This window comes from Acutalibacter sp. LFL-21, from assembly GCF_025630755.1.
GTDB classification, from domain to species: Bacteria; Bacillota; Clostridia; order Oscillospirales; family Acutalibacteraceae; genus Acutalibacter; species Acutalibacter stercoravium.
Genome location: NZ_JAOTNT010000008.1, coordinates 114,308 through 136,062, shown reverse-complemented (window position 1 = coordinate 136,062; position 21,755 = coordinate 114,308). Strand labels below are relative to the sequence as shown.

Sequence of the window (21,755 nt, the reverse complement as noted above, 5' to 3'; positions counted from 1 at the left end):
CTGCTCTCGATTTTCTGCGTTCTTTACCAGCATTTTTATCACCCTACACCATTATACCGCATTTTCTCTCTCAATACGAGAAAAAAGGCCACCAAAAGGTGACCTTTTTCGACAGGCTGTCGGTATAAGAAAGAGGCACCCATTTGGGTGCCTCTTTCTTATACCGTATTACTTTTTAAGGGGTATAATTACCGTACTACTGTCTCGTCACATCGGCGTTCTCTGCCAAAATGTAAAGGACAAGTTGCAAAGGCTCAAGTACAGTTTCTACTACGGCGGCTTGCGGGAGATAGAATGGAGAGAACACGTTCTTTGCTATCTCCGTAGCTGTGCTCAGTTTACACGTGGCGAGGTCTTTCCCTGGGAGGAGATGGAGCACACTACTGTGGGCTGTTTGGAGCAAAAGAAAATGACCGCCCCGGCCAAGGTGTGCGGTCATTTTCAGTGACTCAATCTGAGGGCTAACCGTCTATCGGCAGGCTCTCTTTCTATGTCTATTATAGCGTTTGCACAGCGCTTTGTCAACGCCAAGTGGTGGGTTGGGTATGAAAAAGCTGCCAGTGGAAAAGACTTATTCCTCATACCCCAAAAGTTGGTCGAGTTCGGCAATCCTGCATTCGATATCTTCCGCCTCTTTTACTTTACCAGCAAAGAGCAGGTCATCCCTCTGACGAGATAACCTTGCAACTTCTTCCTCCCACATTTCCATGGCCTGTTCCTCTATTTCCTCATCCGAAACCTCAAAGCCATTTACATACGGTTCTTCCTTTTTTGCAGGTGTCATATTCCAGTCCTCCCACATAGAATAGAGTACGTTCATGCTTTATTATGGCGCAAATGGTCGGATAAGTCAATATAGAACCGGAACCAGTTCCGGTTCTATTCTTTCAACTGCGGCCACGCCTGTTCAGCGTAGATAACGCCGCCAGAGGATGGGCTTGAATTGTAGTAGATGGCAAGATGGAGATGAGCGCCATAGGAATTGCCTGTGTTGCCTACATACCCAAGCAGTTGGCCTTCTTGTACATAGGTGCCAGAAGTAACGACAACGCTTGACATGTGGGCATAACGTGACTCCCATCCACCACCATGATTGATGAAGACGCAGTTACCATAGGAGTCCAGGTTTTCGCTGCCCTGCAGGTTGCCATATCCGGTTTGCACATAGGTAACTGTGCCAGAGGCGGCAGCATAGACCGGCTGACCTTCGATGCCCTCAAAGGAAATGTCGATTCCCTCATGTCCCTCATAGGTAGTCCAGGTATGGCCGGGGAACGGGTAAGCAAATAGTCCGTTGGCAATGGCGCTGCGGTCACCCATACCTCCTGCATTCACCTGGTAGTAGCGAAGTACATGATCCACATATTCTGGGTCGCCATATCCACTCCACCCCATAGCTGCTGCTTGTTGCTGAGAGTATTCCAACGCATTTTCCTTTGAGTAGCCTCCGTATTTGTTCACAGCCCAGGTAAGATATCCACCACCGTAATTGTACGACTGTAGCGCAAGGCTTATATGGACTATATCAGTAGGTCCGGTTGATCCCGCCTGGGTGAGTAGATCTGCTAACAGTTCCACCCCAAAGTCCAGAGACTCCTCTACAGATATGGGAGTCCCCACGGGATAGCCCATACCTTCAGCACATTGCATCACATCACCATGGACCAATTCTACGTTACCCCCGGACTCTTGCATGACTACAGCAGCCACCAGAGGGGCGTATTCGGGGATACCATGCTCTTGACATGCCTCATTGATCTGGGGCATGAGAGCAATAACGGCATCGGAAAGATTGACATTAGATGCTGACCCATTACTGACAGAGCTACTAAGCGCCCAAGCAAACGCTAACATGAGGGGGAAGAGTAGTAATGCCGTCCCGGCCCCCCAGGTTTTTGCGGATGACCGGGCGCTTGTTACTGCGTTTTGGATCGCCTGTTTGATTTGTTCGATGACTTTTTCGCCCACTTTAACGCCAGCTTGAACAGCGATTCCCACGCCGGCCGTTGCAGCTCCGCTGGCCGCTGTGGCCGCCCCTTGCCCCATCTGGACCATGGCTGTTTGGCCATAATTCACGACAGCTTGCACGGCTGTCCCACTCTGTGCTCCACTGGTGACTAGCGCTGGGGCTTGATTATGGAGCTGGTTTACCATTACGTCACGCTGCCAGGTATTCAAAGTCACCTTGCCGCTGATATTGAGACCACTACTGTTGACTTCCCTGGCGTTCACTCCCTTTTTCAACTTGTCGCCAGCGGATGCGCCTTTGCTGGAAGTGCTGTTGGCAGCTCGGCTCTCCTGTTTCGGCGAAGGCATTTTGGTGCTAAAGGGGGCAGGAGCGCCAGCGGTGGGATGGGTAGATATTGCAGAAGACTGCGCCTGGTATCCCGGCTGCTGTTTGTCCGGGTGGCCCATAGTGCGTGATGTGGTCTCTTTAGGAACCGGAGACTCATACCTGCCTTCCCTATAACTGGGCTGGTAGGGCCGCCCTGACTCAACTGTGGTAAGGGGTTCTGCTTCTGTGTGGTCTGGGTTAAGCTCTACCTGTAGCCTCTCTTCTTGTACGGGGTTCACGGAGGGGTAATAGTCATAGGCGTTCTTTACCGGCTCGGGATAGAGGTCCTGTCTTGCAGCCTGGTCGTGTACGCTAGTACCGGCTGTCTGAATCTCATTTTCTCCCTGTGCTATCCCGTTTTGATACACGTTACCAGAGGCGACAACTTTGTTCATACCATCTTCTTCCCGTTCCAGCGAACGTAAATCAGAACGGGCTGAGGCGATCCCGGAAGAAAGGGTTTCGCTGTGCGTTTCGTTGAGAATATGAAGCCCGTTTCCGCTGTCAGAATTTGAAGGTGCACTGGGGCGGTTGGGACGGGTCGGTACGGCTATTCTGGGACTACCTGACCCTGTGTCCGTGGTCCCGCTGGTACGTTTATTTTTTATGCCGTGTTCCTTGATGATGTTTGGGCTGGAAAGCTCCTCCTGATTTGTCTGTACTTCTTCATTATAGACGTTTGGAGCTTCCTCGTCTGGGTCGGCCATTTGTGGTTTAGATGGGTCTTCCTGTTTGCCTTTTTCTGATTCGGCAGGCTTTTCTTTATCTTTTTTCTGAGGTTCCTCTACCTTCTTCTTCTTTCCGGAGTCTGTGCCCTGATCGGTTTCTTCTGCTTTATTGGAGTCTTTTTCCGTATCTTTCTTTTGACTCTGGGGCGGGACCGCCTCGGTTTTTTTGCCTTTTTGTTCAAGAGCCTTTTTTACAGCTTGTTTGCCTTCGGTAAGAGCTATGCGTCCAATTTTTTTGGCCTTGCCTCCCATCTGGTCGATGGCATACTGTTCCGGGGATTCTCCCGAGCCTTCGGCCTGTGGCTCCTCTCCGGCAAGCGACTTTCCCTCCTGAACCAGACGCTTCGCTGTGTTAAATCCGTCCTTTGTAACCTCCTTGGAGAGGAGGGGAGCTTGTTTCAATATTGGACTTTCGTCTTTATTGACCTCCGGGGACTTGTGCGGTGGGGCTTTGTCTGCTTTCCGAGCTTTCCCTCTGGCATAATTGCCGGCAGCCCTATGTACAAAACGGCGTTCCTTTCTCCGGGCAGGTTTCTTATAACGCTTTTTCACCTTGCCTTTGAATAGACCCTCATTCTTCTTTCCTGCCTCCTCTGCTTTTTCAGCAAGGGAGGGCGTCTTTTTTTCTCCCATTTTGGCCCTGGCCTGTTCAGGGGTTTCTTGGGCGGTGGAGGCATTTTCCTTTGTGGTGTCAGAGTTTCTTCCTGCCTGCTGCTTTTTCTCGTTGGTATCTTCGGGATGAGTGATATGTTCCTTTGCCATTTTATACCTCCTGTTGGAAAACCGGAACTGGTTCCGGTTCTGGTTGCAGTCCTTCCTTTTACCCCTGGGGTCACCAGGGGCAAAAGGAAAGACTGCGGCGATAGCCACAGCCTTCCAGTTTCATTGTTCTTTCACGGCCACCACTGCAAGCCGCCCGTTTTTCTGGGAATACTCGCAGGTGGCAAGGGTCAATAGACGGTCTCCGTACACGGGGGTGACACCGGTGGTGTAGAGGGTCTGTGCTTCCAGCTCATGTACCATCTCGGCAAAGGCCCGCTCATCCATGTAGATGGAGTTGAAAATACTCCATCGGGTGGAAGTGGCCGTCCCGGACACTTTAAGGACAGCGGCGATCTTGTACTCGCTGATGCCGTCCTCCGTTTCCAGCGTTATTGTCGGGTGGTCCTCATAGAAGCTGTAACTGGTGTATTTGTGGAGGGTGGAGAACATCTCACCCTCCACAAAGTGATGGCCGTAGACCAAAAGATTGTCGCAGGTCTTCACATTACACCGGGCGTCCAAAAATGGTACACCGTGCCGGTTTTGGGTCTTCTCAAAGCTGTGATCCAGGTAATAATCTGGATCATCCGGCGAGTACATCACGGGGTAGTCGATGTCGGTCCCCTCGATGGATACCCACCCCACACAGTCCGGGTTCTCATCGTGGAGAACGGAAATGTTATGGCCCTGGCTTTCCTCCGCTGGTGCAGCGTTGCTATAGACTTCCGGCTCCGACGCAGAAACATCGTTTTGCTCTGTGTAAGATGGGTCATCGCTGGCAGTCGATGAGGTGCCAAGGTCCGTAGGTGTATCCTCCGTGGAGATCTTCCGCAGGCGTTCAAATATGGCGTTCTGCTCCGCACGGTCCTGGGTCGAAGTGACAAGACCCCATATCGCCCAGGCCGCAGCTCCGAGAAGCACCGCAGCGGCGAGTACCAGCAGCACTTTTTGGCGCATTACTGGTACCCTCCAGACCGCATACGGTTTTCTTTCCAGCGCTTCATCCCAAAGTAGCCCAAAACACCAAGGCTTACTATAGCTACAAGGCTGGCGAAGATTGCCAACCCCAAAAAGGCATAGTCCTTTTCGGGTTCTTCCGGCGTAACTGAGCCGGTAAGGTAGGTCTGTAAGTCTACCACTTGGGTGGTGGTATCGTTTGTCACTTCAAAATGCAGCGTTTCTGTTTGCCCTTCATAACTCAGCTCCAGCTCATATTCAGCGGCAGGAATCCTGATGAGCCTGTGGGGCCGGCCCTCGGTCAACCAGTTGGCAAGCTCTACTCCCTTTGAGGTGCGTAATACAGCCTCGGCATCTACCAGGGGGAGGCCAGTTTTGTCGTTGACGATCTCCACATCCACTTTGAGGTATTCGCAGAGGATTTCAAAATCTGTATCCAGACCCGCCGGGATCGCCGTAGGGATTTGCTCCATGGTGTAGCCATCCGGCACATCAATGGCAACCGCCACAACATCGGTTACAGGCACTTCCTCAAGCAGAACCATGCCATCCGCATCGGTTTTTCCGGTGGTAATGGCGTTGCTGCGATTGTATGGGTCGGCCTGGTACTCCGCATCGGCAACGGCCTGGGTATAGGATTCAATTTCATGGCTCACATCGGTGGTATCCTTTATAGGGACCTCCTCAGCCAGTTGCTCATCTTCCTTTACCGGGAAGATGCCAATGGTCACGTTTTGCATAGGGGTACCATCGTCATCCACCACGGTAAGCTGTAAATTGCGCTGGTTCGCTATGAAATCAAACGACAGGTAAATGGATTCTCCCGCAGCGATGGAAAACTTCTGCTCATCAGGCAGATCATAGCCCTGGTTCGCCGAAGTGGCCACTTTCGGGCCGGCAGTATAGCTTCCTGTTGGGAGATTGACAGATATAAGGCCTTCTTCATTCGACCGGAACTCTCTACTATACTGTTTCCCGTCCTGGGTGTACCCAGTTATATCAATGGTAAAACCCTGCATAGCTCCATTGTCGCCACCGCACTGGATGTTCAGCGCCCCCTCTGTTGGAGTGGGCGTTGCTTCCGGGGAAGGAGATACTGGCGCTGTGATAGGGGCGGGCGTGGCAGAGGGCGTAGCCGTTGAGGCTGGTGCCGGGGTAGAGGTCGCCGTAGTCGGCGGTACCGTGGGTGTAGCCGTAGAAATGGTACCCACATTTGGGGTAACCGGAGACGGCGTTGGAGAAGGTGAGGGAGAGGGTGAGGGAGAGGGTGAGGGGACCGCCAAAGGCGTTACATCCGGCTTTGGTGTCTCAATAGGTACTTGATAAACGCTGGGCCTGCCTACCGGCCCCTCATCCTCCTTTTCGCTTGTCCTTGCCGCCGCTGCCATTGGGACAGTGATTACCAGGAGCAGCGACAGCAGGCAAAGTATAATTTTTCTTTTCAAGTTTTTGTCCCTCCTGGAATTATCGGCTGGTCTTCTTTTTCTTGTAGTAGACTACAAACCCTACACCAAGGGCTACCGCCAAAACCAATACGCCGGCATAAATGAACATGGGAGGCGTAGTCTGGCCAGTCTTGGGAACATCTACGATGTCACGGGGATGGTCCTGCATCTCGATGGTCTGAACCTCACCGGTAGAAGATACGCTGAAGGTAATCCTATCCGCGATCTTGTATCCCGTGGGAGCAGAGACCTCTTTCAGAACGTAGCCATCGCCTACAGCCAGCTTAGTGATTTGGTGAGGCTGCCCGTTGGAGACCCAGGTATCAATCAAGGTTCCATCGGGGTCGTACAGCTCCAGGGTAGCACCTGCCAGCTGCTCTCCGGTGGTGGCGTCTGTCTTGATGATGGAAATTCTCGTGTATTCGTTTACGATCTCGCCCAGGTCGATTTCCTCCGCATCCACGGTGACTTCGATGGGTTCGCTGTCCAGGACGTAACCGGGACGGGCCACCAGCTCCACAATCAGCCACTCGCCAGCAGGGACGTTATCAAACTCAAACTTGCCATCAGCGCCAGTCTGAGCCGTGGCGGCGGCGTTCTTCTCCGTGAAGTCCGTGGTGTCAGCTGTGAATAAACCGAAAACAACGCCCTCTACAGGAGCGCCGTCCGTATCCACCTTGGTGGCGAAGATGCGCCCATTGAGGTCGATGAGGACCGTCTGGTCCTCGTCCTCGATGTCCGTATGGGCAGCAATCTCCTTGTCGTTGTAATAGAGAGTTTCAAAGACCACGATGTGCTTGCCAACCAGGGCAGAGGCGTCCAGGGTGAAGGTCATCTCCACGGTGCCGGATTCCTTCTCGGCCACAAACTCCACTTCGGAGGTGACCTCCTTGTCATCCACCAGCAGCGGCTCCTCTGTCTCCTTGTCCATGAGGACGCCGGAGAGCTTATAAGTCTTGCCGGGGATGAGGCCGCTGTACTCCACCGTGTCGGTGATGGTCAGCTCCTCGCTGGGTTTGGCGGTCTTTTCGCCGTCCACGGTGGCGGTAGTCCCAATGGAGGGAGTATCGCCAAAGGTGATGGTCTGGCACTTGTTGTTGATGTCGGTGTGGGTGGCTACCTCTTTCCCGTCAAGATACAGGTATTCGTACACCACTACTTTCGTGTTCGCCAGCGTGTCTGCGGGGAAGGTGAAAGTGACTTCCACCGTGCCGCTGGACTCGGTAGGCGTAAAGGTGACTTCGGAAGTGACCTGCTTTCCATCAATCGTCAAAGGCTTTTCGGTGGCCTGGTCCATGAGGACACCCTTGAGGGTGTATTCCTTGCCGGGGGTCAACTGGTAGTAGGAAATGATGTCGGTCAAAGTGATGTCGCCCACCGGCATGGCAATCTGCTCATCGTCCACGGTGGCCATGGTGCTAATCATGGGCTTATCCGGCTCCACAAAGGTGACGGTCTGCCCGGCGTCCGTGATGTCGGCATGGGTCGCAACCTTCACGCCATCCAAGTACAGGTCCTCGAAGACCACCACACTCTTACCGGCCAGGGTGCTGGCGTTCAGGGTGTAGGACAGCTCCACCGTACCGGAGGACGCTTCGGGGGTAAACTCGGTCTCGGCGGTAATCTCTTTGCCGTCCACCAGCAGGGGTTCACCGGTGGCCTGGTCCATGAGAACGCCAGAGAGCTTGTAGGTCTTTCCAGGGGTCAAACCGGAATAGGTCACGGTATCCACGATGGTCACCTGCTCGGCGGGTTCCGCCGTGTGTGCACCGTTGACAGTGGCAGTGGTGCCGATTTCCGGTACACCGAAGGTCACGGTTTGCCCCTCGTCCTCGATATCCGCATGAGTGGCGATTTCCAGCTCACCCAGATAGAGGTGCTCAAAGACCACCACGGCTTTACCTGCCATAGAGGTGGCATCAAAGGTATAAGAGAGCTGGACCGTGCCGGACTCGGCTTCGGGGGTGAACTCGACCTCAGCGGTGATCTGGGCTTGTTCCTCGCCAACTAGTAGAGGCTCACCGGTGGCCTTGTCCATCAACACACCGGAAATCTTGTAGGTCTCGCCGGGGGTCAAGCCAGAGTAAGCCACTTCGTCAATGATGGTGACCTCTCCGGTGGGGTCTGCGGTATGCTGGCCATTGACCGTGGCGGTGGTGCCGATTTGCGGCCCCTCGCCAAAGGTCACAGTCTGGTTCTCGTCCTCGATGTCGGCATGGGAGGTGATCTCCACATCATCCAAATACAAGGTCTCGAACACGACTACGCTCTTACCGGCCAGGGCAGAAGCGTCCAGGGTATAGGTCAGCTCCACCGTGCCCTCGGCAGCTTCAGGGGTAAACTCTACCTCAGCGGTGACCTGGGCTTGTTCCTCACCCTCGCCCACCAGTAGGGGTTCGCCGGTTTCCTTGTCCATGAGCACACCGGAAATCTTGTAGGTCTTACCAGGGGTCAGGCCGGAATAGGCCACTTCGTCCACGATGGTTACTTCGCCAACGGGGGAGGCAGTGTGGCTGCCGTCCACGGTAGCGGTAGTGCCAATCTTCGGGCCCTCCACAAAGGTGACGGTCTGGCCCTCGTCCTCGATGTCGGTGTGGGCGGTCACTTCGTTCTCGCCCTGGTACAGGGTCTCAAACACGACCACGCTCTTACCCAGCAGGGCGGAGCTGTCAAAAGTGAACAGCACGTCAATGGTGCCGTTCGGCTCAGAGGGAGTAAAGGTGGCCTCAGAGGTTACCTGGGCCTGTTCTTCACCCTCGCCAATGAGCAGAGGTTCGCCGGTCTCCTTGTCCATCAGAACACCGGTCAGCTTGTATTCCTGGCCAACGGTGAGGCCGCTGTACTCCACGGTGTCGGTGATGGTGATTTGCTCGGCGGGTTCGGCGGTCTTTTCGCCATCGATGGTGGCGGTGGTGCCGATGGAGGGCTTGCCAAAGGTCACGGTCTGGCCCTCATCATTGATGTCCGCATGGGAGGCTACCACATTCTCGCCCTGATACAGGTCCTCAAAGACCACCACGGCCTTACCGGCCAGAGCAGACGCATCAAAGGTGTAGGTCAATTCCACCGTGCCCTGGGCACTGGTGGGGGTAAACTCCACCTCTGCGGTGACCTGGGCTTGTTCTTCGCCCTCGCCCACCAGCAGGGGTTCACCGGTCTCCTTGTCCATGAGCACACCGGAAATCTTATAGGTTTCGCCCACCTTCAGGTTCTTGTACTCCACGGTGTCGGTAATGGTGACTTCCCCGGCAGGGGCAGCAGTGTGCTCCCCGTCCACCAAGGCTGTGGTCCCGATTTCGGGCACACCTTCAAACTGGTCATCCAGGGTGCCCAGGTAAATGGTGGTGTTGTTCCGGGAGATGGTGACGTGCTCCACCCGCACCAGGTCATAGCCCTGGTTGCCGGAGCAGCGCAACTCCTCAATGGTATAGGTGTCATAGGGGAGAGCGCAGAGGCCGTCCTGGGTCTCCACCATCCAGCCCTCGGTTGTAAGACCGAACCAAGTGCCAGCATGGTCATCCCAGGCAGCTTCATCCTCTACACCATCATTGCCGTTGGTGTTCTGAGAGTGAGGATTCCACTCTGTTGTTGTCCTCACTTCCCCGTTTTCATCGGTAACAACAATGTGGGTTTCGCCGGTGGTTTCCGAAATAAGTTTGAAGGCCACATTGGCGAACCGGCCCATATTTGCCTCGCCGCCCTCGCCCACCTTGACAAACTGCAAGTCGCCACGGATGACTTGGTTATAGGCTGCGTCGCCATCCCGGTATTCCACTACTTGCCCATCCTGCCGGATGGTAAAGTGGCGCACCGCCTGGTCAGTATGCAGGTAGCCCTCACCAGGCTTCACTTCCTGCATTTCGTAAGTGCCGTAAGGCAGCGCACGGTTCTCGGTCTGGGCAATGCCATCTTTTACCTCGATGGTAGCGCACACTTCACCAGGGGCGTACAGAGCACCGTTGACGTACACAGCGTTCTTGGATTTATTGGTAATTTCAAAGAGAGTCCCGTCCAGGCTGGCCCCGCCCAAAGGGGTAAGCAACCCGGATTCCAGGTCACGTTTCTCAATGAGCACGTCACCACGAACCACCTCATTGGGGCAGGTGAACTCATAGATGACCCCATCATCCTCAATGAGCACGGTTTGGTCGGGAACAGTGTTCAGCATGGATTCATTGGTAGCAGACTCGTGTAAGATATATTCGCCATAGGGAAGCAGGTCATCCGACGTGCTGGCCTTGCCCTCGGCATCGGTCACCAAAGTCTTAACCACTTCGCCGGGCTGATATTTCTGGCCTTCCACGATAACGGGATTGCGGGAATTGTTGATGATTTGGAAGGTGATGCCTTCAAAATCAGCGTCGCCCTGGGGGGTGGTGCCTGTGATGGTATCCGTCTTCTGCAAGGAAAGACCGCCACGTTCCACATCGTTTACGGCGGTAATTGCCACAGAGTGGCCGTTCTGCCGCACAGTGACCGTTTCCCCGGTCCAGGTGAGCAGCATACTTTCGTTGGTCTGTGACTCCCGGACCTCGTAGGTGCCGTAGGGAAGGGCATCGTTGCCAGTGCTTGCAGTACCGGATTCGTCGGTCGTGATGGTCATTACCACCTCGCCCACAGCGTAAGTCTGGCCGCCCACCACCACGGGGTTGGCGCTGCGGTTGATAACTTCAAAGTCAATCCCTGCAAAGCTGGCGTTGCCCTGGGGAGTGGAGCCGGTCTGACTGTCCTGCTTGGTGACAGTGATACCGCCCCGCACCACATCGTCCTCGGCTTCGTACTCCAGCATCTCCCCATCTTCATCAATGGTGACGGAGATTTCCTCCGTAAATGTCAACAACATGGAGTCGTTGGTGGCGGATTCACGGACAGTGTAATCGCCATAAGGGAGAGCGTTTGCCCCGGTAGTTGCTACGCCGCTGGCGTTGGTCGTAATAGTAGTAGCCACCTGCCCAGGCTGGATGGTCCTCCCACCCACCACAACGGCATTCTGGCTTTCATTCACAATTTCAAAAGAAATCCCCGCTAGGCTTGCGTCGCCTTGCGGGGTTGTTCCTGTCTGGCTGTCTTTCTTTTGAATGGTGAGGCCACCACGCTGCACTTCCTCGGTGATGTCATCGGGGACAAGTTCGTAAGTATCCGTCACCATTTGGCTACCATCTATATAGTAGGTATGAATTTCTGTATCCAACTTGTAACCGGGAGGTGCGGTAACTTCCTGGATGGTTACTGTGCCAAACGGAATATCAGTAATCATCGGAAAAGTCCCGTCGGCATTGGAAGTTATTTCCTTTGTAACAGTTTGTCCTCCAAGTTGGTACGAAACTCTATACACGGCACCCGCTAAACTAGCATTGCCTTGCGCCGTAGTGCCTGTTTCAACATCTTTTTTTACCACTTTGATAGCCATACGGCCAGGGTCATCCTGAACATTGATAGTGGTGTCTGACCCATTGATGGTAATTACATGGGTTTCGGGGTCCAGCTTATATCCGGGAGGAGCTTTCGTTTCCTTAACGGCGTATGTTCCATTTTCCAGGGGTGGGTTAATGGTCGCATGACCGCTGGAATCGGTGGTAAACGTAGCCACCACAGTGCCGCTGGCGGTAGTTCCCTTATACACGTTGTAGGTGGCTCCGGCCAAACTATACGCAGCGTTTCCTTGTGTGACAGTGGCATCAGCGGAGGTCTTGGTCAAAGTGACAGAGTAGGTGGGTTCTTCGTTCTCTGTTTTGATGAGGATAAAGTAGGAGCCAGGGGTCTTGGGAACGATTTCCGAGATTTGATTCCCACTTTGGGGATGGGTGCTGCTGTGCCACATTTTATCCTCACTGGAGGAATCGCCCCAGAAGAAGCCAATGTGGTTGTCGGCCCCATCGTCAAAGGGGCTGAGGGACCACCACATCAGGATAATGTCGCCTTTCTGGGCTAATCCGCTGGCAAGCAATTCGCTCTTATCCCGAAAGGTGTAGGCGGCAATGTCACCGTTCTGCACGGCGTTCAGGTAGTTGCTGGCACCGCTCATCAGGTCGTAGGGCAGGCCAGAACCAGCCCATACGGTGCTGCCAGTGAGACTTAGCTGTTCCAAAAAAGTGCCGGTGTTCAGACCGCAGGCTCGTAAGACATAGGACACGAAACCTGTACAGTTCATACCGGCAGAGCCGTTGTAGGAAGTGTCGCCATTGGGGGATTGCCAGTCGCCGCCTTGGTATGGCGTTCCCAAGTAGAAGTCATCGTGTTCGTGGGACTCCAGGTGCGACACGATTTTAGCCCGTGTCACACCGTACTGTGTCATGTCATTGCTACCGCCTTCCGCACGGTTCTTAATCTCGGAAAAGGGGTCTTGTGCGTACAATACAGGAACATCACCGGACGAATCTGAGATGGTAATGCTGGAGGAAGTATTTTCCTCAGCACCAGTCTCCTCAATACCAGTGTTCTCAGCGGCGAACACAGAGAACGGTAGGGAGGTAAGGACCAGCATTACCGCCAGGAACAACGCCGCAAACCGTTTGCTTTTCATATCGTTATTCTCCTTTCCGTTAATTTTGGGCGTAAGAAAAGGCCCTCTGCTTCCAGAGAGCCTTTTCAGCAGCTATTCATTTATCTTTCTATACCCCCTTCCTATCAAGACATTATATGTGAAACAGCTTTGTTGGAGCTGTGTTTAGCGATATTCCCAGTGGCCGACTTCCTCCACCCAAACTTCTTCGGTAACGGTCTGCCAATGGTATTCGGTGTGACCGGGGACATCAACCACCCAGTAATATTCGCCGGTGTATTCAGGTTCGCTGGAGACCATAGTATAACTCCAACAAGTTCCTGTCATCGTGTTCCAGTCAAAATTAGCGTCTTGGTGAGCGTTAATCTCTTCCGTGGTTTCTGCAATATAACCACACTGATTACACCTATATACCCAATGGGTACGGAACGCTTCTTCCCAGTGTCCTTCCTCACCCACAGTCACCTCCACAAGCTCTTGGCGCTCCACGGTTTCATAGTGACCTGGCACATCCACTACCCACACACGGTCCAAAGTGGGGTCTTCAACCTTGGTAGAAAAAACATTCCGGGAATTGTAGAAGATTTGGGCGGTTTCCGCACGGGTTGCGTATCCTTTCGGATTCAGATAACCGTCGCTGCCTGCCAGCACCCCCTGGGTTACAGCCCACGCCATGGGCACCTGGGCATAGCTGGAAATTTTCCCAGTATCAGGATAATCCAGCAGGTTTGCTTCGTCGTAGCTGGTGTCATACCCATAGGCCCTGGCGTACTTGTACAGCATGGTTGCCATGTCTTCTCTCGTAATAGAGTTGTTGGGAGAGAAGGTGGTGGGGCTGGTGCCGTTCACCACGCCCACCTCCGCTGCCCAGGTCACATAGGGAGCGTAGTAGGCATCGCCGGGTACATCCTTAAACTGGCTCGTACCGTAGGCGCTAGTGTCCATCTTGGCGGCTTTGCCCAGCACAGTCACAAACATCCCACGGGTCATAGAGGCATTAGGTGAAAACTCGTTGGTTCCAGTGCCGTTGAACAAGCCCTGGGTGTTCACATACTCGACGGCTTCATAGTACCAGTCATCGACCGTTACATCTTTGAAGGGGTTGAACCACACGGCCATAGCACCCATGGGAACCACTGCCACCAGCAGTAGGGCGACCATGGCACAAAGCAGCTTCTTTCCAGTGCGTTTCATGTTGTATACCTCCTCTGTTATCTTGTGCTTTCGCCACGAGGGCGAGATATCCTTGTTTTACTCTGTTTGGCAGCGCTAAAACCGGAACCGGTTCCCGTTTTAGCGCTCCAAGTCCTCACCCGGTTCTTCCAGTTCGGCATGGCGTTCGCTCCACTCTTGAAACTCCCGCATCCAGAGGGGCAGGTGTCCCACTTGGGGGATTACCTCACCGTTTTGGTACTCGGCCACCACCTGGAAGCCGTTGTCGTTATCGTAAAACCTCGCCTCATCGCAGTAAGGGAGGATGGCAGCTAAATCCTCAAACCGGGACCGAAACCGCCGCAGGACATCTTCTTCCGGGATGTTGTGTCCGCCTTTGCGGACCCGGTTACGGATGCGCTCTAAGCTGTCCTCGGCAGAGGGGAGACCAACATAGTACAGACGGATGTAATATCCTAAGTCCCTGGCCCGCTGGATGGTCTTCAAGGTGCGGACACCGGATAGGGTGGTCTCCTGGGTAAAGTTGATGCCAGCCTTTAAGCACCGGTTGATTTCAGCCACCGCTGCTTTCCCGCCCTCGATGATACTTCCGTATTGGGCGTTCAGTTTATCCACGTCAATGATGATTCCCAGGTCGGTTCTCTCTCGTTTAAGGCAGCCTGTGAGGCTGGACTTTCCGCTGCCGTTCACCCCGCCGACAATAGTGTATATTTTCACGACTCAGTTCCCCCTTCTGGTTGCAAAACCGGAACCAGTTCCGGTTTTACAGCTCAAAATCATCCTCTTGTTCAGGTTCCACGCTTGGCAAAAGCTCCTCGCAAAGCTCCTGATAGAAGTCCTGTGACACCTGGAATGTACCGACCAAATACCCTGGTGTGTGCTCATACTCATGGAGGCCCCGGTAGTAAAACGCCTTGTCAGCGTTCAAAATAACAAAGGGGGTCAACCTGTTGGCAAGGCACTCCTTGAATAGAATCATCCTTCCAACACGCCCATTCCCGTCTTGGAATGGATGGATTGTTTCAAAACGGAAGTGGAAATCTGCCAAGTCCTCTACAGTGTGGGCAGGCTTTCTTTCCCATTGGGAGAGTAGGGCTTTCATGCGGATGGGGACTTGCTTCGGGGTGGCGGTACGGATGTCTCCGACCATGTTGGCAACACCTTTGTACTCACCCACATGGAACCAGGCGAGGGTTTCGTCCGTAGTCCCAGTTTTAAGGATACGGTGAAACTCCTTAATCATGGCTTCGGTGAGAGGTTCCAGGGCGTGGTCCAGCATATAGTCAAAGAGCCGGAAGTGATTGATGGTCTCCACCACATCATCGACCTTAATGGGACCTTCTCCGTCAGGGAAGAAAGACTTTGTTTCAAAGATATATCGGGTCTGTTCTTCTGTTAAACGGGTGCCCTCAATGTGGTTGCTGTTGTAGGCAAACAGAATCTGAGTGCGATGGTATAGACCGCCTTTATACTTACTGTTCCGCTCCGCAAGAAGTTCTTTCAAGAAATCCATAAGTTACTCCTTTTCGTCCGATGTATCAGCATCGCCTCCAGAAAGAAGGTGCCTTTCAGCGTACTCGGATAACGCCTCTGCAATAACTTTGCTGATGCTGCGGTCCGTAGCAGCGGCTTGGAGAGCCAATACACGGTGGAGGGCAGGGGGAATCCGAACCGTGAGGACGCCCTTGTAAGAGGTTCCTGCTTGCTGCCCGGACTGCTGACAGGCCGCCAGGTACTGATTCACTGCTTGATGAAACAGCCGTTCCATATCGTCCACGGTTTTTGCGGTGAAAGTGGGAATAGCGTTTACACTAAGGACCCGTCCGATTAGGGCGTTGGCCTTGGTGGAGTATTCTATTCTTGCCAGGAAGCCCTGGTATGCCATCGTATTTTCGATTGCCATAACAACACCTCTTACTCTCTAGTCTAAGTATAGCATACCCCCTTGCATGTTGCAATCATTTTTGATTGCAACGATTCACAAATGTTTCCTGGAACATTTGTGCTGATATAACAAGAAGCCGGGGTTCTCCCGGCCTCTCGCTCTATCGCTCAAGATCTTCTTCCAGTTCGTTCTCTCTGGAAAGGTCATCAGTTTTGTAGGCTTCATAGCCCTCATACTTGTAGCTGGCGTCCAAGCCCTTCATATAGACCTGCCGGTCATATATCCGATCTGTCAAGGCTTCTTTTAACAACGCCTTGATTTCCAGGTCCTTTACAGGGCTGCGTTCCATGGCCATCAGGTAATCGGACTTATCGACCTTGCTCCAGTCAACCACCAATCCCAGCTCGTTTTTCAGGATAAGGTCCAGCCAGAGCCGGGTACTGCGTCCATTTCCCTCCCGAAAGGGGTGAGCAATGTTCATTTCCACATATTTCTCTATGATATGGTCATAGGTGTCCTGGGGCATCTTCTCAATCTCCTGGATTGCCTGGCGCAGGTACATCACCGGTGCAAAACGAAAGTTTCCCTTTGCCAGGTTGACCGTCCTGATCTGCCCTGCAAAGTCGTAAATGTCGGAAAATAGGTACTCGTGGATTTTGCGCAGAGCCTCGAAGGAGCCAGGCCGTAAAGATTCCAGCAGGCCATTTTCAAACATCTCTGCTGCTCTGGTCTTGCTGATACGTTCTTCCTCCAAGGCAAGCTCCACGGCATTGGTGAGTCCGAGCTTGTTCTCTAAAGGCATTGTCGGCCTCCTTTCTCAGAAATCACAGCTGTGGTTCATCTTCTTCCAGTTCCGGCTCCTGGCATAGTCCCAGCTTCTCCTCCATCCACTCCTGGGCAGACAGGACAAACTCTATCAAGTAGTCCTCCCGGACCACCTCAGAGGGGAAGGGGGGATCGTTGGAAAGACGGATCACTTTCTGCACCATCTCTGGTGTGGGAGGTGTTAGACCCAAGGCAAGGAAGTCAGATAATGCCTGGGGTTCATCCCGGAGGAGGTCCACAAACAGAGTCGAAAACATTCCGCCACGTTGGGCAGCTTTTGCAGAATACCCACGGGCCACCAGAGCGATATTGTGGTCAAATAGGGGGGCAAGGCCCAACACCTCGCCAGTCTGGCGGTCCCTCAGAAAGCCGTAGTTGTTGGTGTGCCGGTCCATGTTGAACACCAAGGCGTCCAGGTACACCATGCCCACATACTGCATGGCTGCTTTAGGGCACAACGCTCGAATCTTCCGGTAGTTCTCGCCGTAGTCTTCCTCGTCCAGCATAATGGAATAGGCCGGTTCAAAATCGTACCAGCCCTCGGTAAAGTCTCTGCTGCGGATGTAGTCTCCGTCCCGCTCATAATGGGCCATGGAAAGGCCCATCAGCCGACCGAGATGATAGGCGAACAGCTCGGAAAACTGTTCAAGGTCACTGCCGGATTTCAGCATCCACCAGGCCCCATCGTGATACTCCCAGCACTTTTCGTAGCTTCCGGTGTTGGTAAGTTCCGGGGTGACTGCCTGGGAAGTCCCCAACCGAAAAGAATCAGGATCGCCACGGAGGGCCAACCGGGAAAAGGGGTTGTCTTTCTGAAATCTTATTTGGTCGTAGGACAGGTTCTCATTTTCCCCGCGGAACCAGTAAGCATCAGTTATGGTGGCCCCATGCACCCGCAGCACCGCTGCCAAGTCATCGTTGGGAGCTAACCGCAGGGCCTTCCGCAACAGGCGGGAGTTTGTCCGGTGGGCGTCGATAGACCGGCGGGTTAGCCAGCCCTCTACATCATCGTACTTTTGCAGGTACAACGGGCAGTGGGCCTGGTCTACCACCTTTCGGAGGCCATTATGGACACGGGCCACGATTCGGTCTTCTGACAAGATAACACCGTTGAGCATGGGGAACACCTCTTTTCTCATGTTATTATACCCTGCGCATGTTTTTTTCTCAAGGGGTTTTCGAGTGGCTTCACCTCCTATCAGATATTTGTCCAGTGTTTTGCCATCTCCATGGTGGGCATCCGCAACCGGGCTATCTCATTACGCAGCCGGTCACATTCCCTGTTGAGCGCCTGGATTTCCTCGCCTGCAGTGTCTCGAAGATTCTTCATTTCTCGGTTCATGGCATCCCTTTCAATGCCGAGCTGCTGTTGGTATTCTCGCCTGGCACGGGAGGCACCTCTCTTAAATGCTATGTTCCACCCCAGAGCGAAGACCACGGACATTGCTGCCAGCACTAAAACAACACTGAGAATTACCTGAATCATGGGGCCTCCTTTCACTGAACCGGAACCAGTTCCGGTTTTAGTCCCATCTAGCTTCCCTGGGATTGGTAGACAGCAGGGAATATAGCTTGGTATCCTGGGGCATGGAGCTGATGAACGGAACCAGCGCCCCTCCCACCTTGATAAGCCCATGGCCCGGAGCTACGTTGCGAAAGTACACTTCTTGATTTGCGGAAATCTTATAGAGCTCGGACAACTGGGCTGCGTTAGTGGGGCTCTGATTGAGCATCACGACAAAATCGGTGTTGGAGAGCATGGCCCGGCCAGACTCAGAGGCAAGCACCTCCTCAACATTCTGCGTGGCACCTGTGCAGTAGCCGTTATACTTACGGATTCGCCGCCAGAGGTTGGAGAAGAAAATACCGGTGTCTTCATCCTGGAAAAGGAGGGCAAACTCATCGGCGTAAACAAAGGTGATTTTTCCCCGCTTATAGTTCCGCATAACTCGGCTAAGGAGCTGATCCAGGGTAATAAGGGTCCCTAAAGGCTTCATCTGGTCACGAAGGCCTGCAAGGGAGTAACAGATCAAGCTGTTGTTCGTGTTAATGTTGGTAGGGAGAGAGAAGTTATCTAAAGCACCCTCGACAAAGCGTTCCAATGCAAGGGATAGTTCCTGGGCGCGGGCGTTGTGCATCCCCTCCAGAGCTGCCTTAAAGTCGCCCAGCAGGGGAACACGGCTCTGTCCTTTCGTTTTCAGGAATTCTTTATAGACCAGCCGGACCGCACGGTCGATCAGAGACTTAGTCTGAGCATCCAGACCGTCATCTTCCATGACTTTCTCGCAGAATGTGGTGATAAACTCGGTTTTGTAGGCCAGGGGGTTACGTTCGGTAAGGTCCAGCTCCAGGTCGAAGGGGTTGATGCTGTCCACACCAACGTGGAAGACCTCCCCGCCAAGCTCCAACGTCAAGTTGTTGTACTCGCTTTCCGGGTCTAGAATGAGGAAATCAGCCTTCTCGGGCGGGTATTTGAACCGAAGTTCTACCAGTTCCTCTTTGCAGAAGAAGGATTTACCGCCGCCAGTCATACCTAACACGAAGCCATTACCGGAAGATTTCGCCAGCCGGTCCACCACCACCAAGTTCCGGGTGATGGCATTCTGCCCGTAGAGCACACCAGTCTCGTCGCAAATCTCCTGGGCGTTGAAGGGCATGAAAGCCGCCAGGCTCTCGGTAGTAAGGCTGCGGTCCATAGAGATACGGTCCAGGCCGTAGGGGAGACAAGTGTTCAAGGCATCGAGCTGCTGTTCAGTGCAGATGTTAAACTCGCAGTTGACATCCCTGGCCACAGTGCGGATCAGCTCTGTATCAGAGTCGAGCTTTTCCAGGGAGTCGGCCATGTGTGCTATGGTGATGGTTGCCACCACCAGGCCACAGTCGCGCACGGTGATGTCGTTGAGGCTGTCCGTAATAACCTGGCGCTCTTTCTTGATGTTGTACGGCTCTGGAACAGCCAGTTTTGTGCGCTCCATCTGCTTTTGTTGGTATCGCATGGAGTTGGCTTCCACGCTGTCTAGCTTGCTCTGGAAAAACTTGACTGCCTCGTCCGTTGGCACAGGCAAGAAGTTGACGGAGAGAATAATCTCCGTGTCCAGGTTTGTAAGCCGGGAGAGGGTGCCGTCATCGATCCAGCTCGCGTACTCCGTCATTGCCAGCACTCGGACGTAACGGCCTCCGATTTGGAAATGGTCTCTTGCCGGGACCACGCTCATAGGAGCGATACTGTCCTTAAAGCTATGGCCTTTCTTTTTCTTGTCCTTGAAATCAAAATCCCAGTATGACTCATCGCCGGGACGATAGAAATCGTGCAGAATACGCAAGCGATCGCTGAGCCCCATTGGGACGAAATTACTTCCCATCCCCGCAAACCGCAACGCCATTTCAGTTCCCACACGGTCAAAATGGGTTTTGGCCTCTTTAGCACTGTTCTTGGAGACGGACATGGTAAAGTACCGCTCCTGGATGATTCCAGTCCCTCTGCCGATTTGGTTTTCCAACATGGTGTTGAGTTCCTCCCGGAACACATCATATTCGTCTCCAGCCATGGTATAACGCAGGGCATCCAGCAATTCCTGGTTTAGGTGACGGTTGATAATAGTGATCTGAGAAATCTCTGATGCAGTACAGCTTTTGTTGATCGATCGCAGGTCCCGGATCAAACTTTCTTGCTGGGACTGATCGGCAATCGTGTAGTTAATATCGGAAAACTGGAAGCACTTGGAGTAGATGCCCCCATTAGAGAGAAACATCCCGTCATCATAAACAGTGTCTACTGGGATGAGGTCTTGGGTAGACCTTGGCCTAGTGAAATATTTCCGGTCACGGTGTTTTGTTTTTGCCCTTTTTTCGCTTTGCAGCATTGGCTTCCTCACGCTCCTTTTCTTTGAGATACGCTACTATCAACGCTTTGTTGTCGTTTTGCGGACGAAAGTAGACGGTATGCCCAACTACAAACCTTGACCGTATGAACACCTTAATGATGTCTTCCATGTACATCCCATGCCACCGGATAAATCCAAAGGCGGCAAATGGGACAGCAGCTAAAATGCACAGCCAGCTTACCATTTCCATGGGGAGGCGGCCATTGCACAGGAAGAAGATGCACAAGGCGCTTACACCGGCAAGCGCAGAGAAGACGAGCTGACGCACCGTCATTCCGAAGTATATTGAAGTATATTACTTCTTTATAATTTCGCACTTCCTGGTTTGACTTGATTTGCATTTTTTCCTCCTTACATACCAAACATCCGATGGACGATCTGGTCTGCCCCTTTGATGATACCCAGCAGCAGAATCATGTGGAACACCTGGGTGAACATGAAGGTGATCTCCTCTGCCAAATTTCCTACCCACTCAAAAATACCGGTCCCCTCAAATGTAATAACCGGATTTTGGCTATAGGCGGTAAACACAATGAGCGCTAGTCCAATGATTAGTCCCTCGGCACAGATGGCGGTAAAGGACTTGAGGAAGTTACGGCCTACCTCTTGAGTGGACTCCGAGCCAAATGTACTAAGCGGGATAGGGGAGAGGGCGGCAAACATATAGATTTTGAAGAAACGTCCAAAGACAGTTAATATGAGTGTGATAGCTAAAACTATGGCAACGATAAAGCCCACGATCTCCAAGATCAATCCAGCAATGACAGCAGTTGGATTTATGATGGCAGTCCCTACACCGATGAGACCTTGTATGATCTTGTCGATGACATTTTCTCCGAAATCTGGAGCCTGCATATTGATCCAGTAGCCGTCGAACGGGATGTTGCTTATACGGAAGATAGCCTGAATAAGGGCGCCGCACACCCGGAAAATACCGTTTACTAAAGCCCATGCTGCACCAATCACGTACTTTGTAAGGATAAACCTTATTAGGAGTTTAATAAGCACCTCTGGCCTTTTCAGCTCAACGAACGATGTGGTAGTCTTCACCACATTCCACAGAGTAAGAATCACCAACAGAGCATAAGAAAACGCTTGTAGGCCGTTATTCAAGGTCTGCATCGCACTGGCAATAGTCGGTGAAAAACCGGCGAGGTCTTTTGTAAGGAAATCGTAGGCGAGCGACATGGCTGTACCGAACAAGGTAAGTATCGCTTGGGAATAGCTCATTTTTACCCCCCTTTCTTCTTATTCACCTG

General features: G+C 53.0%; 15 protein-coding genes. All 15 read right to left on the bottom strand.

Going from position 1 to position 21,755, the window contains the following annotated elements:
• Positions 1-571: 571 nt before the first annotated feature.
• The gene (locus ODJ80_RS11040) at positions 572-784 is read right to left on the bottom strand and encodes a hypothetical protein (RefSeq protein ID WP_263042125.1); all 213 of its coding nucleotides are present in this window, start codon (positions 782-784) and stop codon (positions 572-574) included.
• Between the two features lie 95 nt (positions 785-879).
• Positions 880-3,825 (bottom strand): lysozyme family protein, encoded by a 2,946-nt coding sequence (locus ODJ80_RS11035; protein ID WP_263042124.1) that lies wholly within the window; start codon positions 3,823-3,825, stop codon positions 880-882.
• A 120-nt stretch (positions 3,826-3,945) separates the two neighbouring features.
• On the bottom strand, positions 3,946-4,782 hold the full coding sequence (locus ODJ80_RS11030; RefSeq protein ID WP_263042123.1) for a class B sortase: 837 nt from the start codon (positions 4,780-4,782) through the stop codon (positions 3,946-3,948).
• Positions 4,782-5,801 (bottom strand): hypothetical protein, encoded by a 1,020-nt coding sequence (locus ODJ80_RS11025; protein WP_263042122.1) that lies wholly within the window; start codon positions 5,799-5,801, stop codon positions 4,782-4,784. Before ODJ80_RS11025 ends, ODJ80_RS11030 begins: the two co-directional genes overlap by 1 nt.
• Positions 5,802-6,246: 445 nt before the next feature.
• The gene (locus tag ODJ80_RS11020; protein ID WP_263042121.1) at positions 6,247-12,750 is read right to left on the bottom strand and encodes a VaFE repeat-containing surface-anchored protein; all 6,504 of its coding nucleotides are present in this window, start codon (positions 12,748-12,750) and stop codon (positions 6,247-6,249) included.
• A 144-nt stretch (positions 12,751-12,894) separates the two neighbouring features.
• Positions 12,895-13,923: an S-layer homology domain-containing protein gene (locus ODJ80_RS11015; RefSeq protein ID WP_263042120.1), complete on the bottom strand. Its 1,029-nt coding sequence runs from the start codon at positions 13,921-13,923 to the stop codon at positions 12,895-12,897.
• A 99-nt stretch (positions 13,924-14,022) separates the two neighbouring features.
• Positions 14,023-14,619, bottom strand: a complete 597-nt coding sequence (locus ODJ80_RS11010) for a zeta toxin family protein (RefSeq protein WP_263042119.1) — start codon at positions 14,617-14,619, stop codon at positions 14,023-14,025.
• Between the two features lie 46 nt (positions 14,620-14,665).
• Positions 14,666-15,415 carry a Fic family protein gene (locus ODJ80_RS11005; protein WP_263042118.1) on the bottom strand — a complete coding sequence of 250 codons (750 nt, stop codon included), beginning with the start codon at positions 15,413-15,415 and terminating at the stop codon, positions 14,666-14,668.
• Between the two features lie 3 nt (positions 15,416-15,418).
• The gene (locus tag ODJ80_RS11000) at positions 15,419-15,805 is read right to left on the bottom strand and encodes a type II toxin-antitoxin system HicB family antitoxin (protein WP_263042117.1); all 387 of its coding nucleotides are present in this window, start codon (positions 15,803-15,805) and stop codon (positions 15,419-15,421) included.
• A gap of 142 nt (positions 15,806-15,947) precedes the next feature.
• Positions 15,948-16,589, bottom strand: a complete 642-nt coding sequence (gene fic, locus ODJ80_RS10995; protein WP_263042116.1) for a protein adenylyltransferase Fic — start codon at positions 16,587-16,589, stop codon at positions 15,948-15,950.
• A gap of 22 nt (positions 16,590-16,611) precedes the next feature.
• Positions 16,612-17,751: a hypothetical protein gene (locus ODJ80_RS10990; protein ID WP_263042115.1), complete on the bottom strand. Its 1,140-nt coding sequence runs from the start codon at positions 17,749-17,751 to the stop codon at positions 16,612-16,614.
• 59 nt (positions 17,752-17,810) lie between these two features.
• The gene (locus tag ODJ80_RS10985; RefSeq protein ID WP_263042114.1) at positions 17,811-18,098 is read right to left on the bottom strand and encodes a hypothetical protein; all 288 of its coding nucleotides are present in this window, start codon (positions 18,096-18,098) and stop codon (positions 17,811-17,813) included.
• A gap of 37 nt (positions 18,099-18,135) precedes the next feature.
• Positions 18,136-20,475 carry a VirB4-like conjugal transfer ATPase, CD1110 family gene (locus ODJ80_RS10980; RefSeq protein ID WP_442863917.1) on the bottom strand — a complete coding sequence of 780 codons (2,340 nt, stop codon included), beginning with the start codon at positions 20,473-20,475 and terminating at the stop codon, positions 18,136-18,138.
• Entirely contained in the window at positions 20,435-20,782 is a 348-nt protein-coding gene (locus tag ODJ80_RS10975; RefSeq protein ID WP_263042127.1) for a PrgI family protein, read from the bottom strand. The genes ODJ80_RS10980 and ODJ80_RS10975 overlap by 41 nt, the downstream gene beginning before the upstream one ends.
• A gap of 65 nt (positions 20,783-20,847) precedes the next feature.
• The gene (locus tag ODJ80_RS10970) at positions 20,848-21,726 is read right to left on the bottom strand and encodes a hypothetical protein (protein ID WP_263042112.1); all 879 of its coding nucleotides are present in this window, start codon (positions 21,724-21,726) and stop codon (positions 20,848-20,850) included.
• Positions 21,727-21,755 lie beyond the last annotated feature (29 nt).

Coding starts and splice junctions, on each gene's coding strand:
- ODJ80_RS11040 (WP_263042125.1), bottom strand. CDS start 784: ATGACACCTGCAAAAAAGGAAGAACCGTATGTAAATGGCTTTGAGGTT.
- ODJ80_RS11035 (WP_263042124.1), bottom strand. CDS start 3,825: ATGGCAAAGGAACATATCACTCATCCCGAAGATACCAACGAGAAAAAG.
- ODJ80_RS11030 (WP_263042123.1), bottom strand. CDS start 4,782: ATGCGCCAAAAAGTGCTGCTGGTACTCGCCGCTGCGGTGCTTCTCGGA.
- ODJ80_RS11025 (WP_263042122.1), bottom strand. CDS start 5,801: ATGCAGGGTTTTACCATTGATATAACTGGGTACACCCAGGACGGGAAA.
- ODJ80_RS11020 (WP_263042121.1), bottom strand. CDS start 12,750: ATGAAAAGCAAACGGTTTGCGGCGTTGTTCCTGGCGGTAATGCTGGTC.
- ODJ80_RS11015 (WP_263042120.1), bottom strand. CDS start 13,923: ATGAAACGCACTGGAAAGAAGCTGCTTTGTGCCATGGTCGCCCTACTG.
- ODJ80_RS11005 (WP_263042118.1), bottom strand. CDS start 15,415: ATGGATTTCTTGAAAGAACTTCTTGCGGAGCGGAACAGTAAGTATAAA.
- ODJ80_RS11000 (WP_263042117.1), bottom strand. CDS start 15,805: ATGGCAATCGAAAATACGATGGCATACCAGGGCTTCCTGGCAAGAATA.
- fic (WP_263042116.1), bottom strand. CDS start 16,589: ATGCCTTTAGAGAACAAGCTCGGACTCACCAATGCCGTGGAGCTTGCC.
- ODJ80_RS10990 (WP_263042115.1), bottom strand. CDS start 17,751: ATGAGAAAAGAGGTGTTCCCCATGCTCAACGGTGTTATCTTGTCAGAA.
- ODJ80_RS10985 (WP_263042114.1), bottom strand. CDS start 18,098: ATGATTCAGGTAATTCTCAGTGTTGTTTTAGTGCTGGCAGCAATGTCC.
- ODJ80_RS10980 (WP_442863917.1), bottom strand. CDS start 20,475: ATGCTGCAAAGCGAAAAAAGGGCAAAAACAAAACACCGTGACCGGAAA.
- ODJ80_RS10970 (WP_263042112.1), bottom strand. CDS start 21,726: ATGAGCTATTCCCAAGCGATACTTACCTTGTTCGGTACAGCCATGTCG.